Source organism: Bacillus sp. TCT6 (assembly GCF_056033845.1).
In genome coordinates this window covers 1-15,000 of record NZ_JBVYHX010000001.1, presented here as the reverse complement: position 1 = coordinate 15,000, position 15,000 = coordinate 1, and the positions used below count along the sequence as shown (strand labels likewise).

Sequence of the window (15,000 nt, the reverse complement as noted above, 5' to 3'; positions counted from 1 at the left end):
AATCAATCGATGCATAAGTACGTTCCTCAGGAAACTTCTTAACAAACGTAAGTCCATGTTCTTCCGCCTGCGGTACTAACTCTTCTATTAATTGCTCAAGCAACTCATTTACACATACTTCTTGTTTTTCTAATACAACTTGTTCATTTGTTAACTTCGTATACTCAAATAAATCTTCTATTAAATTCTTTAACTGCTCCGACTTTACAAAAGCAATTCTTGTATACTCATCATGTTGTTCTTTATTTTCATATTTAGAATCTCGAAGTAATCGTAAGTAACCCATAATAGAAGTAAGTGGTGTACGCAAATCATGAGATACATTTGTGATAAGCTCATTTTTCTGCTTTTCTAATTTACGTTCCTTTTCTATATTATTCATAAGCTCTTCCGCCATATTATTAATATTCTCAGTTAAAGACGCAATCTCATCTTCACCTTTTTTCTCAATGCGGTACGCTAAGTTACCTCTTTCTATTTCCTTTACACCTTGTGCCATTGCTTCAATCTGCTTCATCTTTCTCTTTGTTATATAGAAGAAAGAGAAAATGAATACAAGAACACCCATTAAAAACGGGAATGGTCCTTCTACTTTATAGTACACTACCTCCCCTTGAGGAATCCCACTTACAAACATATATAAGTTCTTACCTTCAATTGTAATAGGCGAGAATGTAATAAACTCTTTTCTTGATCTTTCAATATCATTATTATTTGAATAATTGATAGCAAATGAAGTCGCATTACGAATTGTATTATGCAAATTAATTTGTTCTTCTTGCGCTTGCTTCGTTTTATACAAAACTTTACCATTTTCGTCAGTAACTAATATTTTAAAGGCATCATGCCCTTGCTCTAAATTCTCATTTTCTAGCTCTATCATGTTTTGTACAGCATCTAATTTATTTTCAACAACCATCATTTCCGCTGTACTTTGAGCTTTACGATTAATTTGCTCCATACCATCTCTGTAATTAATCTCGGCATGTTGGCTAGCATCTTCAAAAATAGGTGCTACTATCTTCGTTGATACAAAGAGACCTAATAACGCACAAGCAGTAAACGCCGTAATAAGTTGAATCCTTATACTCCGTTTCACGCTCTTTATGATCTTTTCAATTAATTCTCGAATTTTCCGAACATAAGTAAACGGATTAAATATCTTTTTCAATCTTATATCCCACTCCCCATACCGTTTTTATATATCTAGGCTTCCTTGGATTCTCCTCAATCTTTTCACGTACTTTTCGAATATGCACCATTACAGTATTATCAGACTGGAAAGATCGTTCGTTCCACACCTTTTCATAAATTTGCTCCGCACTAAACACCATACCTGGATTTCTAGCTAGCAATTCTAAAATTGAAAATTCCCTCGGGGTTAGTTTCACTTCATCTCCCTCTACAATAACTTTATGGGTCGAGATATTTATTTTCATCTCTCCAATTTCCAGCTCGTCCTCATTTTGAATAGCAAAACCATTCATTTTCATATAACGGCGTAACTGAGATTTAATTCGTGCAATTAACTCTAATGGATTAAAGGGCTTCGTTACATAATCATCTGCTCCTGTTGTTAATCCTAAAATCTTATCCATATCTTGCGTTTTCGCAGAAAGCATAATAATAGGCATCTCTTTCGATTCTCTTACTTTCATACACATATGAATACCATCTACTTTCGGCATCATAATATCTAATACGACTAGATGCACTTCATTTTCTTCCAGTAAACGTAGCCCTTCTTCTCCGTCCCCCGCTTGCAATACTTTATATCCTTCATTCTTTAAATAGATTGTAATTAAATTCCGAATTTCTTTTTCATCATCCACGACAAGTATTGTTTCGTGTGCCACAATATCTCCCCCATCACTTTTTTAATCCCTAACTTCTATTATAGAAAAACTTCTGAAGAAAAACGCTCGGAAATCCTTAAGTTTTTCTGAAGACGCAAAAAAGGTCTAGACTCCCCTTAAGTCTAGACCTTTGAAAAAACCCCATTTATTTACGAACGTAGATGAAATATAGTACGAATAAAACTCCCATAACATACATAATCGGATGAACCTCTTTACGACGACCACTCACAACCATTGTAATTGGATAGAAGATAAATCCAATCGCAATCCCAGTTGCGATACTATACGTAAGTGGCATAGAGATAATTGTAAAGAATGCTGGCACTGCAATCTCGAATTTCTTCCAATCAATTTCCCCTAAGGAAGAAACCATCAAGATTCCTACAATAATTAAAGCTGGTGCCGTTACAGCTGGCGTTACAACACTTAGTAATGGCGAGAAGAATAATGCCAGTAAGAAGAATCCTGCTGTTACAACTGCTGTAAATCCAGAACGTCCTCCTGCTGCTACCCCTGCAGAAGACTCAATGTAAGACGTTGTTGTTGATGTACCCAAGATTGCACCAATTACAGTTGCAATCGCATCTGCAAATAATGCTTTTCCTGCACGTGGTAATTTATTGTTCTTCATTAATCCAGCTTGATTCGCAACCGCTACAAGCGTACCTGCTGTATCAAAGAAATCGATAAAGAAGAACGTTATAATAACAATACCCATTTGAACAGTGAAAATATCTCCAAAGTGCGTTAACGCAGCACCGAACGTTGGTTCTAGACTCGGTATTGCTCCCACTACAGCTTTCGGAGTATCAATTAATCCTGTTGCCACTCCTAAGATCGCTGTAAGAATCATACCGTAAAATACTGCACCATTAACTTTCTTAATCATAAAGATGATTGTAGTAACAACCCCGAAGATTGCTAGTAACGTTGTGCCCTTTGTTAAGTCCCCCAACCCAACAAGAACAGCATCATTTTTCACGATAATTCCGGCATTTTGGAATCCAAGAAATGCAATGAACAATCCGATACCTGCTGCTACTGCAAACTTTAACTCCGATGGAATTGCATTGATGATTTTTTCACGAATACCTGAAGCAGTAAGAATAATAAAGATAATACCTGACATTAATGTTCCGGCAATGGCCGTTTGCCATGGAATCCCCATCGTTAACACTGCTGTATAAGCAAAGAACGCGTTAATTCCCATACCTGGCGCTAAAGCAATTGGATACTTCGCGAAAATACCCATAATTAACGAACCGATCGCTGCCGCTAATGCCGTAGCAACGAATACTGCACCTGGATCCATCCCTGTACCTGCTGGTAACCCTTTAACATTTCCAAGCGACAGCGTAGCAGGATTGACAAATAGTACGTAAGCCATAGATAGAAATGTCGTTAACCCTGCTATGAACTCAGTCTTATAATTCGTACCGAGCTCATCAAACTGAAAATAGCGTTTCATCCTACGTTTCCCCCGTTATATGATTACTCGCCGTATTTCCCCTAGCCCTCTTTTATCCCGAGAAATAAAAAAGGCTTCCATTGCATATATACATGGAAGCGTTCTATAAACAAAGACAAGTTTCCCCTCATCTTTATACAAACGCCTCGTAGTCAAGCCATTTACGGTAGCTAGGTAGAAACTTTCGGGCCATATCCCCGATATTATACGACGGCATAATATTCACTTTTCGTTTGAATTACATACTCATATTAACTCGAGGTAGTGTTTTTGTCAATTTAAAAACGAACAATTTTATAAATTTTTATATTTTCGTTCGTATTAATAGCAAAAACAAAAAGATCCATCTATTCACAAATGATAGATGGATCTTTTTTATTACAATACTATTCCCACTCAATAGTTGCTGGTGGCTTACTCGTTACATCATACACGATACGGTTAACGTGTTTTACTTCGTTTACGATACGAACAGAGATTTTCTCTAATACGTCCCAAGGGATACGTGCCCAGTCAGCTGTCATACCGTCGATAGATGTTACCGCGCGGATACCTACTGTGTAATCGTAAGTACGCTCGTCACCCATAACACCTACGCTACGCATGCCAGGAAGCGCAGTGAAGTATTGCCAGATTTCGCGGTCTAATCCTGCTTTAATAATTTCTTCACGTAAAATCGCATCAGATTCACGAACGATTTCTAATTTCTCTTCTGTGATTTCACCTAATACACGAATACCAAGACCAGGACCTGGGAATGGTTGACGCCATACGATTTCATCAGGAATTCCTAGTTCAGATCCTAATACACGTACTTCATCTTTAAATAACGTATTTAAAGGCTCAATTAATTTGAACTGCATGTCTTCTGGAAGTCCACCAACGTTATGGTGAGATTTAATTGTTTGTGCAGTTGCTGTACCACTTTCAACGATGTCTGTGTAAAGTGTACCTTGTGCTAAGAAGTCCATACCTTGTAATTTAGAAGCTTCATCATCAAATACGTAAATGAATTCATTACCAATGATTTTACGTTTTTGTTCTGGATCTTCTACACCTTTTAACTTGTTCATGAAACGTTCTTGTGCATCCACTTTAATAACGTTCATGTGGAAGCCTTCGCTGAATGTTTTCATAACGCCTTCCGCTTCACCTTTACGAAGTAAACCATGGTCAACGAAAATACATGTTAATTGATCGCCGATTGCTTTATGAATTAATACTGCTACAACAGAAGAGTCTACACCACCGCTAAGTGCGCATAGTACTTTTTTGTCTCCAACAGTTTCACGAATTTTCTCTAGTTCTACTTCGATAAAGTTCTCCATGTTCCATCCTTCAGAACAACCACATACACCGAATACGAAGTTTTTAATTAAATCGTTACCGTGCTCAGAGTGACGTACTTCTGGGTGGAATTGTACACCGTATAAGTTTTTCTCTTCATTGCTCATACCAGCAATTGGACAAGACTCACTTGTTGCGTCTACTACAAATCCTTCAGGTAAACCAGTTACTAAGTCGCCATGGCTCATCCATACAACTTGCTCTTCTGGAAGGTTCGCATATAATTTTGATTCGTTCTCTACTTTAAGAACAGCTTTTCCGTACTCACGGTGGTTGGCACGCTCTACTTTACCACCGAAGTGTTGTGTCATAAGCTGCATACCGTAACAGATACCGAAAATCGGTAATCCTAGTTCGAAGATTTTTTCATCACAATGTAATGCACCTTCACCGTATACGCTATTTGGTCCACCAGAGAAAATAATCCCTTTTGGATTCATTGCTTTAATTTCTTCTGCAGTAATTGTATGTGGATGAAGTTCACTGTATACACCGAACTCACGAATTCGACGTGCTATTAACTGATTGTATTGACTTCCAAAATCTAAAACGATAATTGTATCGTGTTGCTTCTTCAAAATAATCACCCCAACGTTAGTTCTCGTATATAAATATTTTCACCAATTTGGCGAAAAGCATTACTAATATAATAAAAAAAGCCAGTCCTCCGCCTCTAGTCTCATAACAAAGAAAAGGCAGGGGTCTGGCTTTATAAAGAAAGATAGTCTCCGCTCTTTATAAATATAAGACACACTGCCTTCATAGTCAGGTTGTTTACGGTAACCCGGTAGAGACTCTCAAACCATATCATTGAGGATATATGAAGGATCGTTTTATATTATCTTCCTAGATTCTAACAATGAAGTATCTATATGGTCAAGAGAGAAAGCGACAAAATTCTACAGAAATTCATTTCCTTTTCTAAAAAACATAAAAAAACATCCATTTCTATATAGAAATGGATGTTTTTTAGGGCAAACGGAATTACATCATTCCGCCCATACCGCCCATGCCCATGCCACCCATGTCAGGCATTGCTGGTGCATTTGGTTCTGGCTTGTCAGCTACTACAGCTTCAGTTGTTAAGAACATAGCTGCAACAGATGCTGCGTTTTGAAGTGCAGAACGAGTTACTTTAGCTGGATCTACGATACCAGACTCAAGCATGTTAACCCATTCGCCAGTAGCTGCGTTGAAACCAACGCCTACTTTTTCGCCTTTTAGACGCTCTACAACTACAGATCCTTCTAGACCAGCGTTGATTGCGATTTGACGAACTGGCTCTTCTAGTGCACGAAGTACGATGTTGATACCTGTTGCTTCGTCGCCTTCAGCTACGATAGAAGCTACTTTCGTGTATACGTTCATAAGTGAAGTACCACCACCTGCAACGATACCTTCTTCTACTGCTGCACGAGTTGAGTTAAGTGCATCTTCAATGCGAAGTTTGCGCTCTTTTAACTCAGTTTCAGTTGCTGCACCGACTTTAATTACTGCTACGCCACCTGCAAGTTTCGCAAGACGCTCTTGTAATTTTTCACGATCGAATTCAGAAGTTGTTTCTTCTAATTGCGCACGAATTTGACCGATGCGAGCTGCGATTTGCTCTGTATTTCCAATACCTTCAACTACAGTTGTGTTTTCTTTTGTAACAACAACTTTACCAGCGCGTCCTAAAGATTCAACTGTAGCAGATTTTAAGTCACGACCTAATTCTTCAGTGATTACTTCGCCACCAGTTAAGATTGCGATATCTTCTAGCATTGCTTTACGACGGTCACCAAATCCAGGAGCTTTAACAGCTACTACATTGAATGTACCACGAAGTTTGTTCACTACTAATGTAGCTAAAGCTTCGCCTTCTACATCTTCAGCAATGATAAGAAGTGGTTTACCTTGTTGTACCACTTGCTCTAATACTGGTAAGATTTCTTGAATGTTAGAAATCTTTTTGTCAGTAATTAAGATGTATGGGTTATCAAGAACTGCTTCCATTTTGTCAGAATCAGTAATCATGTAAGGAGATGCATATCCACGATCAAATTGCATACCTTCTACTACGTCTAATTCTGTTGTAAATCCTTTAGACTCTTCTAAAGTAATAACGCCGTCGTTACCAACGCGCTCCATTGCTTCAGCGATTAATTGACCTACTTCTTCGTCAGCTGCAGAAATAGCAGCTACTTGTGCGATAGAAGATTTGCCTTCGATTGGTTTAGAAATCGTTTTTAATTCTTCAATTGCAGCAGTAACAGCTTTTTCGATACCTTTACGAAGACCCATTGGGTTAGCACCAGCTGTTACGTTTTTAAGACCTTCACGAATCATAGCTTGCGCTAATACAGTTGCAGTTGTTGTTCCGTCACCAGCTACATCATTTGTTTTGCTAGCAACTTCTGCTACTAATTTCGCACCCATGTTTTCGAATGCATCTTCTAATTCGATTTCTTTTGCGATTGTTACACCATCATTTGTAATAAGTGGTGAACCAAATTTTTTCTCAAGTACAACGTTACGACCTTTTGGTCCAAGTGTTACTTTTACTGCGTTTGCAAGAGTGTCGACACCGCGAAGCATCGAACGACGTGCTTCTTCACTAAATTTAATATCTTTTGCCATAATAATTGACCCCCTTGGATTTTTTAAGATTTATATAATTAACCGATAACTGCTAAGATGTCACTTTCACGTAAAATCAAGTAGTCTGTACCTTCATATTTCACTTCAGTACCTGCATATTTTGAGAAGATGATAAGATCACCTGCTGCTACCTCTAAAGCAACACGCTCACCATTTTCAAGCACTCGACCAGTACCTACTGCAACAACTTTACCCTCTTGTGGTTTTTCTTTTGCAGTGTCTGGTAATACAATACCACTTGCTGTTTTTTCTTCTGCTTGAACAAGCTCAATTACAACGCGATCACCTAATGGCTTTAGCATGAACAATAACCTCCTCATTTTGTTATGTAAATTTTATTTATTAGCACTCAAGTCACCCGAGTGCTAACACACTTATAATAATAAATAATCTCAATTTCTTTTGCAAGTAAAAAAATCATAATTTTTTCGCAAATTACTATATAAACTTTCTATATAGAATACTGCCTTTACTATATGAATCGTTGTTTCCCCTACTCGTATGTTACAATATGAAAGACACCCTAAGTTGTTTTCGCTAAACGTACAACTTTTTCCTGTCTCCTACTTTAATTTAAAATACGTATTTACAAAAAAATCATAATTCGAATGAAAGTTTATATCGTAGATAACATATTTACATGTTATCCTACCTCATCTCATACACTAGAGTTAGAAAGGATGGTTAAACCATTTGAAGAAACAATACTGGTGGATTATCGTTACATACATTTTAATGCAATTATCTGGCGCTGTTGGATTACCACTTCTCCTAAAAACAGGACTCTATGATAATAGAGGATTTACCATTGAGGAAAAAGGACAAATCATAATGGGACACTGGGCAATTATTAGCTTCTTTGTTGCATTATGTATCGTACTTTGGTTACTTAGAACAGATATTCGCGACAGACATTTAGATGCAACGCGCTCTTCTGTTCCAGCTACAATTGGGTGGATTTTCATCGGATTATTCTTAGCTTTCTTTTCACAAATAGTTGCCGGTATGATCGAGATGCAGCTACTAGGAATTAAACAAGGTTCAGAAAATACAATGAAACTGATGGAAATTGCACGAACTACTCCTTGGTTCCTTATTGTTGTATCTATAATCGGACCTATCTTAGAAGAAATCGTATTTAGAAAAATTCTATTCGGTGCACTTTATAAGAAGTTCAACTTCTTTATTGCAGCTATCATTAGTTCACTTGTATTCGCAGCAATTCATTTTGATTTTACTCACTTATTGGTATACACTGCTATGGGGCTCGTATTCGCCTTCTTATATGTGAAGACGAAGCGCATTATCGTTCCTATTGCAGCTCATGTTGCGATGAATACATTAGTCGCTATTGGGCAAATTTTTATGAGCAATGAGCAAATTCAAGAAATGATTAAAGAAGCTGAAAAAATGCAAGGATTTATCGGAGGATTTTTTGTATGAGAAACTCACCATTGTTCATGGCCGCATTATACTTCCTTCTTGGATGTATCTTTACACGCTTCGCCATTACGAACGTGACAGATACAATCTGGAATGTGTGGACAATACTATTTGCAGTTATGGCAACAATTGATTTTAATTTGGCACTTCGCCTTATATTAGTTAAATTCACAAAGAAGAAACAATAATAAAACGCAGAGGTCGCTTCCTCTGCGTTTTATTGTGGATAGTTTTTCAAAAAGTAAACTAATGTTTGTAACTCTACAGCTAAATCAATATGATGAATTCTAATATTCTCTGATACGTTTAATCGTGCTGGTGTGAAATTCAAAATACCGTGCACGCTCGTTTCAGCTAATCTATCTGCTACAGCTTGTGCTACTGTAGCCGGTACTGTTAATATTGCCACTTGTATATCATTTGATAATCTCTCTTCTAATTCATCTAAATGATATACAGGAATGCCCCCGATTTCTGTTCCAACTTTCTCTTCACTAACATCAAATGCCATTTCAATTTTTGTATTATTGTTTTTCGTGAAATTATAATGTAAGAAAGCGGTCCCTAAATTACCTACTCCAATAAGTGCTACACGCGTTATATCATCTTGATCAAGTGTTTCGCGGAAAAATGATAATAAATAATTTACGTTATATCCATATCCCTTTTTCCCTAATGCTCCAAAATACGAAAAATCTCTTCGTATTGTTGCGGAATCTACTTTTACCGCTTCACTCAATTCGGCCGATGAAACACGCTGCTTACCAGAAAGAGATAAGTTTTGGATAAATCGATAGTATAGAGGCAATCTTTTAGCAGTGGCTTGTGGAATCTTTTGCTGATCCATATGACCTCTCCTCTCTTCCTATCTTTATTCATATACTTTAATCAAATACAGAAGTTTAGCACTCATTAAATTCCTTGTATAATAAAGAGAAGAAGTATTCTCTCTTTATTTTAAACTATACACTATTTTTAGTATGATTGAGAAATATAAACATGGCAAAGTTAAGAAATTATTTGAGGTGAGAACATTGATTTTATTACAAGTAAATGGACTTTCGAAATTATACGGTGCAGAAACAATTCTTGCAAACATAAAATTGGAAGTACAAACAAAAGATCGTATCGCATTAGTTGGAAGGAATGGAGCTGGAAAATCTACATTATTAAAAATTATCGCTGGTGAGTTATCACATGATGGTGGCGAAATTATAAAACCGAAAGATGTCTCAATCGGGTATTTAGCTCAAAATACTGGCCTAGAAACGTCTTTAACAATTTGGGATGAAATGCTAACCGTCTTTACCCACTTACAGCAAATGGAGACAAAACTTCGAAAGCTTGAGCAAGAAATGGGAAAAGAAGAAAACTTTTCAAACGAAGCTATATATGAAAGATTGTTAGCTGATTATGACCAATTGCAACTCAATTATAAAGATCAAGGTGGATATCAATACGAAGCGGATATTCGCTCCATTTTAAGCGGCCTTGGCTTCCCAGTTGAAACACACCAGACGACGATCTCTACTTTAAGTGGCGGGCAAAAAACAAGATTAGCTCTCGGGAAATTATTATTAACAAAACCAGACTTACTTATTTTGGACGAGCCTACAAACCATTTAGACATTGAAACATTAACATGGCTTGAGCAATATTTACAAGGTTATCCTGGCGCAATATTAATCGTTTCCCATGACCGTTATTTCTTAGACAAACTCGTTACACAAGTATATGAAATTTCGAATAAAGAAAGCAGACGATTTGTTGGTAACTACAGTAAATATTTAGACTTAAAATCAGCATTATATGATCAAGAAATGAAACGTTACGAAAAACAACAAGATGAAATCGCAAAACTTGAGGACTTCGTTCAAAAGAATATAGCTCGCGCTTCTACAACGAAACGTGCTCAAAGTCGCCGTAAACAACTAGACAGAATGGAATTATTAACGAGACCATTAGGGGATTCTAAGTCAGCATCATTCCACTTCGATATTGAAAAGCAAAGTGGAAATGATGTTTTACAAGTAAAAGATGCAACCATCGGCTATGAGGAGGACCCTATAATTGAACACGTAACTATGCGCTTAACTCGCGGAGATAGTGTTGCCTTAGTTGGTCCAAACGGAATTGGGAAATCCACATTATTAAAATCTATTGTGAATAAGTTACCACTATTAAATGGTAATGTTTCTTTCGGATCAAATGTATCTGTTGGCTATTATGACCAAGAACAAGCAAATTTAACATCTTCTAAACGGGTTTTAAATGAACTATGGGATGAATATCCACTGCAACCTGAAAAAGAAATCCGTACTATACTCGGGAATTTTTTATTCACAGGAGATGATGTACTGAAACCAGTATCTTCCCTTAGTGGTGGACAAAAAGCTCGATTAGCTCTTGCGAAACTTATGATGCAAAAGTCAAATTTATTAATTCTGGATGAGCCTACGAACCACCTTGATTTAAATAGTAAAGAGATTTTAGAGAATGCTTTAATTGATTATCCAGGGACTCTTCTATTTGTCTCACATGACCGCTACTTTATTAACCGTGTAACAACGACTGTGGTTGAGTTATCAACAGAAGGCGCACAGGAATATTTAGGGGATTACGATTACTATGTGGAGAAGAAAAATGAAATGATTGAACGTGCAGCATTTGAACAACAAGAACAGCAAGAAAATCAGGCACCTGTTCAAAAAACTGTAGCTCAAGAAAAATTAAATTATCTCGAAGAAAAAGAGCGTAAACAATTAGAACGTCAACGCACTCGAAAAATTGAAGAGCTAGAACAAAATATCGTAAACTTAGAAGAAGAAATTGCTACGTTAGAAGATCAACTTTGCTTACCAGAAATATATGCAGATTATGAAAAAGCTAGTGAAATTACAACTAAAAAACAAACGCTACAAGAACAGCTTGAAACTTGTATGGCAGAGTGGGAAGAGCTGCATGTATAAGAGTATTTAAATAAGGAAGATGTCTCATCAGTCATGATTTTTGACTATGCGACATCTTTTTTCTTTAAGTACATAAATAATTTTTTGGATATATCAATGGTAACTGGGAATATATCAACGATTTTTCAAATACATCTATCGTAACCCTATATACATAAACGATTCGACACGAAATATCGATTTACCGACAAGGATTGACAATATCAGCACCCTCTATAATGGAGGGATATTAAAAAATGTTTTTCGGGGATATCTTCTTGCTTTTTATTTCCCGAAAAACAATACACTCAAAGGTCAGACTTCATCTAGTTTATCCACAAGTTTATACACATATCCACCTTTATAAAATAACTATTAAACCAACTTTTCCACATTACCCACAGCCAACGAAAAAGTTACCAACACTTTATATACACAATAAAACCCACATTATCAACAGATAACATGGGTTTTATCCACAAGCTGTGGTTAATTATGTGCATAACTATGCTTCAATATCTAATCCTGGATTCGCATTTAAGGCTAATGTTGCACGCTTGCCTTGTTCATACGCAATTGTCCCTGCCGCTGCAATCATTGCTGCATTATCTGTGCATAAAGATAGCGGTGGAATAATTAGTTCAATGTTTTCTTTTTTTGCAAATTCTTCTTCTAATCGGGCACGAAGTCCTTTATTAGCAGCTACTCCACCAGCAAGAAGTAATTGCTTTACATTATAAGCTGCTGCTGCACGAGCTGCTTTCGTTACAAGTACATCTATTACACTTTCTTGGAAACTTGCCGCTAAATCTTCTGGTTTAATTTCTATACCACGTTGTTTCGCGTTATGCACAGTGTTGATAACTGCTGATTTCAATCCACTAAAGCTAAAATCATATGAATCCGGTTCTAGCCATGCACGAGGCAAATCAATTGTTGGTTCTCCTTCATGTGCAAGGCGATCAATATGAGGACCACCTGGATATGGCATAGATAACGTACGAGCTACTTTATCATATGCTTCTCCAGCTGCATCATCTCGCGTTTCACCAATTACTTCAAATGAACCATGTTCTTTCATATAAACAAGTTCTGTATGCCCACCAGATACAACAAGTGATAATAGCGGGAATTGCACTTCTTTTACTAAACGGTTCGCATAAATATGACCAGCAATATGATGAACACCGACTAGCGGAATATCATGTGCAAAAGCTACTGCCTTCGCTGCATTTACCCCAATTAGAAGTGCTCCTACTAAACCAGGCCCTTCTGTTACAGCGATTGCATCAATATCATCAAATGTTATGTTTGCTTCTTTTAAAGCTTCTTCTAACACAACTGTAATTTCTTCTACATGATGACGGGATGCAATCTCTGGTACAACGCCGCCAAAACGTTTATGACTTTCAATTTGTGATGCAACGACATTCGCAATAATTTCCGTCCCATTTTTAACAACCGCTACCGCTGTTTCATCACAGCTCGTTTCAATCCCAAGTATAATCGTATTTTTTTCCATTATATATTCACCCACATTACAAGACCATCTTCCTGATTGTCTGCATAGTATCGTTTACGAATTCCACCATTTTGAAATCCATATTTTTTGTATAACTGCTTTGCTACTTCATTTGATACACGTACTTCAAGCGTCATTGTTTTTACCCCTAGTTCTTTCGCTTCTGAAATAACTGCTTTCAATAAGGCATCTCCTAACTTTTGACCTCGGTATTCTGGCAAAATAGCTATATTTGTTATATGTGATTCATCAATAATTATCCACAATCCACAATACCCGATTACACGACCATCTTTTTCTAACACAATATAATGTGCATGTTCATTCATCGTTAATTCACGGTGAAAAGCATCTGCAGTCCAAGGAGTTGAAAAAGATACTTCTTCAATAGCTACAATTTGAGCAATATCATCAAGTTCCATCTTTCTAAATATCATATCCATCTTCTGCAAGGCCCCTACTTGTTTTGACTTTCTAACCACTTTGTTTCAGCTTCAGCTAAACGAAGATAGCTCGGAACAAACGTATGCACATCATGTTCTTCTTTTTGTAATCCTAAAAATGCTAGCTCACTTGGTCTTGGATTATTTTTAGTAAAAGGAGCGAATACAGCTTGATCACCTAAATATTCTATAATTGTTTCTTTATGCAATTTAACATCATTACCGATAAATAAAACAGGCTGTCCTTTATCTTTTAACATTTGCAACCAGTCTACAATAAGAATAATTCGGTCTTCTTCTATTGAAGTTAACTGCTCTCCTTCGTATGTATATAATCCAGTATAGATTTGCCCACGCCTTCCATCAAATAAAGGACAAATTAATCCATTAAAGTTAGCACCGTTTGCAGCTACTACCTCTAAACTTGATACACCTACAATTGGTATTTGAAGTGACCAAGCTAATGTTTTTGCCGCTGTCACGCCTATGCGAACACCTGTATATGATCCAGGTCCAGCAGCTACAACGATTTTAGTTAATTCCTTCGGTTTTACACCACATTCTTTTAACAGTTGCTCTACAGCTGGCATAAGACGTACAGAATGGTTTTTCGTCAAATTTGTAATGATTTCCCCAATCACGTTTCCTTCCTCAATAAGGGATACACCCATTACGTAATTTGAAGTATCAATTGCTAGTACTTTCATCTTGTAATAGCTCCTCACATAATCTAATATAGCGATTTCCAATTGGCTCGAGTATAATTTTTCTTGTGTCATCTCCCGCATGGAATAAACTAATTTGTAACTTTTCATTCGGTAAATATGCTTCTATTAAATGAGCCCATTCCACTACCGTAATTCCTTCACCGTAGAAATACTCATCAAAGCCTAAGTCCTCTTCGCTTTCTGCTAAGCGATACACGTCCATATGATATAGCGGTAATCTTCCTTTATATTCTTTAATAATATTAAAGGTAGGACTATTTACAACTCTTTTCACTCCAAGACCTTTTGCTAGTCCCTTTGTAAAAGTCGTCTTACCAGCTCCAAGATCTCCTTCTAAAATAATTACATCTTGTGCCTCTACGAGTTCACCTAGTTTTTCTGATAATCTTTGTGTTTCCTCAGAAGATTTTGTTGTTACTTCATATTTACTCACAGACTTCACCTACTTTACTCACAATGTTCTCTGCTCTTTATTATACAGGTTTTGAATATATAAAAAAGTCCTTAGGAGTTGTCCTAAGGATAGTTTGACTGTCTTTATTAGTTTTTTGTTAAAACAAATAAAAAAATACGAAACAACTTGTTTCGTTCTTTTCTTTATA

At 36.7% G+C, this 15,000-nt stretch carries 14 protein-coding genes and 2 riboswitches (1 of these 16 only partly in view); of the genes, 3 read left to right on the top strand and 11 right to left on the bottom strand.

Features of this window, described 5'->3' with window-relative positions; genetic code table 11:
- From AC0ONG_RS00070 to groES, 6 genes are all read right to left on the bottom strand, one after another.
- Window positions 1-1,171, bottom strand: the 5' portion of a protein-coding gene (locus tag AC0ONG_RS00070; RefSeq protein ID WP_000719237.1) for a sensor histidine kinase. It extends 335 nt beyond the left edge of the window; the window shows 1,171 of its 1,506 coding nt (coding positions 1-1,171); its start codon is at window positions 1,169-1,171; the stop codon falls past the left edge of the window.
- Window positions 1,155-1,856 (bottom strand): response regulator transcription factor, encoded by a 702-nt coding sequence (locus AC0ONG_RS00065; RefSeq protein ID WP_000929890.1) that lies wholly within the window; start codon window positions 1,854-1,856, stop codon window positions 1,155-1,157. The genes AC0ONG_RS00070 and AC0ONG_RS00065 overlap by 17 nt, the downstream gene beginning before the upstream one ends.
- A 145-nt stretch (window positions 1,857-2,001) precedes the next feature.
- Complete coding sequence (locus AC0ONG_RS00060; RefSeq protein WP_000833094.1) at window positions 2,002-3,327, bottom strand: NCS2 family permease; 1,326 nt, start codon at window positions 3,325-3,327, stop codon at window positions 2,002-2,004.
- A 129-nt stretch (window positions 3,328-3,456) separates the two neighbouring features.
- A riboswitch (purine riboswitch) is annotated at window positions 3,457-3,558 on the bottom strand.
- Between the two features lie 155 nt (window positions 3,559-3,713).
- The gene (gene guaA / locus AC0ONG_RS00055; protein WP_000743914.1) at window positions 3,714-5,252 is read right to left on the bottom strand and encodes a glutamine-hydrolyzing GMP synthase; all 1,539 of its coding nucleotides are present in this window, start codon (window positions 5,250-5,252) and stop codon (window positions 3,714-3,716) included.
- A 164-nt stretch (window positions 5,253-5,416) separates the two neighbouring features.
- A riboswitch (purine riboswitch) is annotated at window positions 5,417-5,518 on the bottom strand.
- A 140-nt stretch (window positions 5,519-5,658) separates the two neighbouring features.
- Entirely contained in the window at window positions 5,659-7,293 is a 1,635-nt protein-coding gene (gene groL / locus AC0ONG_RS00050) for a chaperonin GroEL (protein WP_001029992.1), read from the bottom strand.
- Window positions 7,294-7,331: 38 nt separating this feature from the next.
- Window positions 7,332-7,616, bottom strand: a complete 285-nt coding sequence (gene groES, locus AC0ONG_RS00045) for a co-chaperone GroES (RefSeq protein ID WP_000917311.1) — start codon at window positions 7,614-7,616, stop codon at window positions 7,332-7,334.
- A 391-nt stretch (window positions 7,617-8,007) separates the two neighbouring features.
- Here groES and AC0ONG_RS00040 point away from each other — a divergent pair, with 391 nt between their 5' ends.
- Both AC0ONG_RS00040 and AC0ONG_RS00035 read left to right on the top strand, forming a co-directional pair.
- A complete protein-coding gene (locus tag AC0ONG_RS00040) occupies window positions 8,008-8,757 on the top strand; it encodes a CPBP family intramembrane glutamic endopeptidase (protein WP_000745315.1) in 750 nt (249 codons plus the stop codon).
- Window positions 8,754-8,945: a YdiK family protein gene (locus tag AC0ONG_RS00035; protein WP_001246204.1), complete on the top strand. Its 192-nt coding sequence runs from the start codon at window positions 8,754-8,756 to the stop codon at window positions 8,943-8,945. The genes AC0ONG_RS00040 and AC0ONG_RS00035 overlap by 4 nt, the downstream gene beginning before the upstream one ends.
- Window positions 8,946-8,974: 29 nt before the next feature.
- Here AC0ONG_RS00035 and AC0ONG_RS00030 read toward each other — a convergent pair whose 3' ends face one another.
- A complete protein-coding gene (locus tag AC0ONG_RS00030; protein WP_000372699.1) occupies window positions 8,975-9,604 on the bottom strand; it encodes a redox-sensing transcriptional repressor Rex in 630 nt (209 codons plus the stop codon).
- 187 nt (window positions 9,605-9,791) lie between these two features.
- Here AC0ONG_RS00030 and AC0ONG_RS00025 point away from each other — a divergent pair, with 187 nt between their 5' ends.
- The gene (locus tag AC0ONG_RS00025; protein WP_000602172.1) at window positions 9,792-11,726 is read left to right on the top strand and encodes an ABC-F family ATP-binding cassette domain-containing protein; all 1,935 of its coding nucleotides are present in this window, start codon (window positions 9,792-9,794) and stop codon (window positions 11,724-11,726) included.
- A gap of 484 nt (window positions 11,727-12,210) precedes the next feature.
- Here the strand turns inward: AC0ONG_RS00025 and tsaD are convergent, their stop codons facing one another.
- Genes tsaD through tsaE form a run of 4 tightly spaced genes read right to left on the bottom strand, consistent with a single transcriptional unit; the run spans window position 12,211 to window position 14,831 of the window.
- On the bottom strand, window positions 12,211-13,227 hold the full coding sequence (gene tsaD / locus AC0ONG_RS00020; protein WP_000414591.1) for a tRNA (adenosine(37)-N6)-threonylcarbamoyltransferase complex transferase subunit TsaD: 1,017 nt from the start codon (window positions 13,225-13,227) through the stop codon (window positions 12,211-12,213).
- Entirely contained in the window at window positions 13,227-13,670 is a 444-nt protein-coding gene (rimI, locus tag AC0ONG_RS00015) for a ribosomal protein S18-alanine N-acetyltransferase (RefSeq protein ID WP_000367207.1), read from the bottom strand. Before rimI ends, tsaD begins: the two co-directional genes overlap by 1 nt.
- Window positions 13,671-13,684: 14 nt before the next feature.
- On the bottom strand, window positions 13,685-14,377 hold the full coding sequence (gene tsaB / locus AC0ONG_RS00010) for a tRNA (adenosine(37)-N6)-threonylcarbamoyltransferase complex dimerization subunit type 1 TsaB (protein WP_000865772.1): 693 nt from the start codon (window positions 14,375-14,377) through the stop codon (window positions 13,685-13,687).
- Window positions 14,358-14,831 carry a tRNA (adenosine(37)-N6)-threonylcarbamoyltransferase complex ATPase subunit type 1 TsaE gene (gene tsaE / locus AC0ONG_RS00005; protein WP_000049643.1) on the bottom strand — a complete coding sequence of 158 codons (474 nt, stop codon included), beginning with the start codon at window positions 14,829-14,831 and terminating at the stop codon, window positions 14,358-14,360. Before tsaE ends, tsaB begins: the two co-directional genes overlap by 20 nt.
- Window positions 14,832-15,000: the final 169 nt, after the last annotated feature.

Coding starts and splice junctions, on each gene's coding strand:
- AC0ONG_RS00060 (WP_000833094.1), bottom strand. CDS start 3,327: ATGAAACGCTATTTTCAGTTTGATGAGCTCGGTACGAATTATAAGACT.
- groL (WP_001029992.1), bottom strand. CDS start 7,293: ATGGCAAAAGATATTAAATTTAGTGAAGAAGCACGTCGTTCGATGCTT.
- groES (WP_000917311.1), bottom strand. CDS start 7,616: ATGCTAAAGCCATTAGGTGATCGCGTTGTAATTGAGCTTGTTCAAGCA.
- AC0ONG_RS00035 (WP_001246204.1), top strand. CDS start 8,754: ATGAGAAACTCACCATTGTTCATGGCCGCATTATACTTCCTTCTTGGA.
- AC0ONG_RS00030 (WP_000372699.1), bottom strand. CDS start 9,604: ATGGATCAGCAAAAGATTCCACAAGCCACTGCTAAAAGATTGCCTCTA.
- tsaD (WP_000414591.1), bottom strand. CDS start 13,227: ATGGAAAAAAATACGATTATACTTGGGATTGAAACGAGCTGTGATGAA.
- rimI (WP_000367207.1), bottom strand. CDS start 13,670: ATGGATATGATATTTAGAAAGATGGAACTTGATGATATTGCTCAAATT.
- tsaB (WP_000865772.1), bottom strand. CDS start 14,377: ATGAAAGTACTAGCAATTGATACTTCAAATTACGTAATGGGTGTATCC.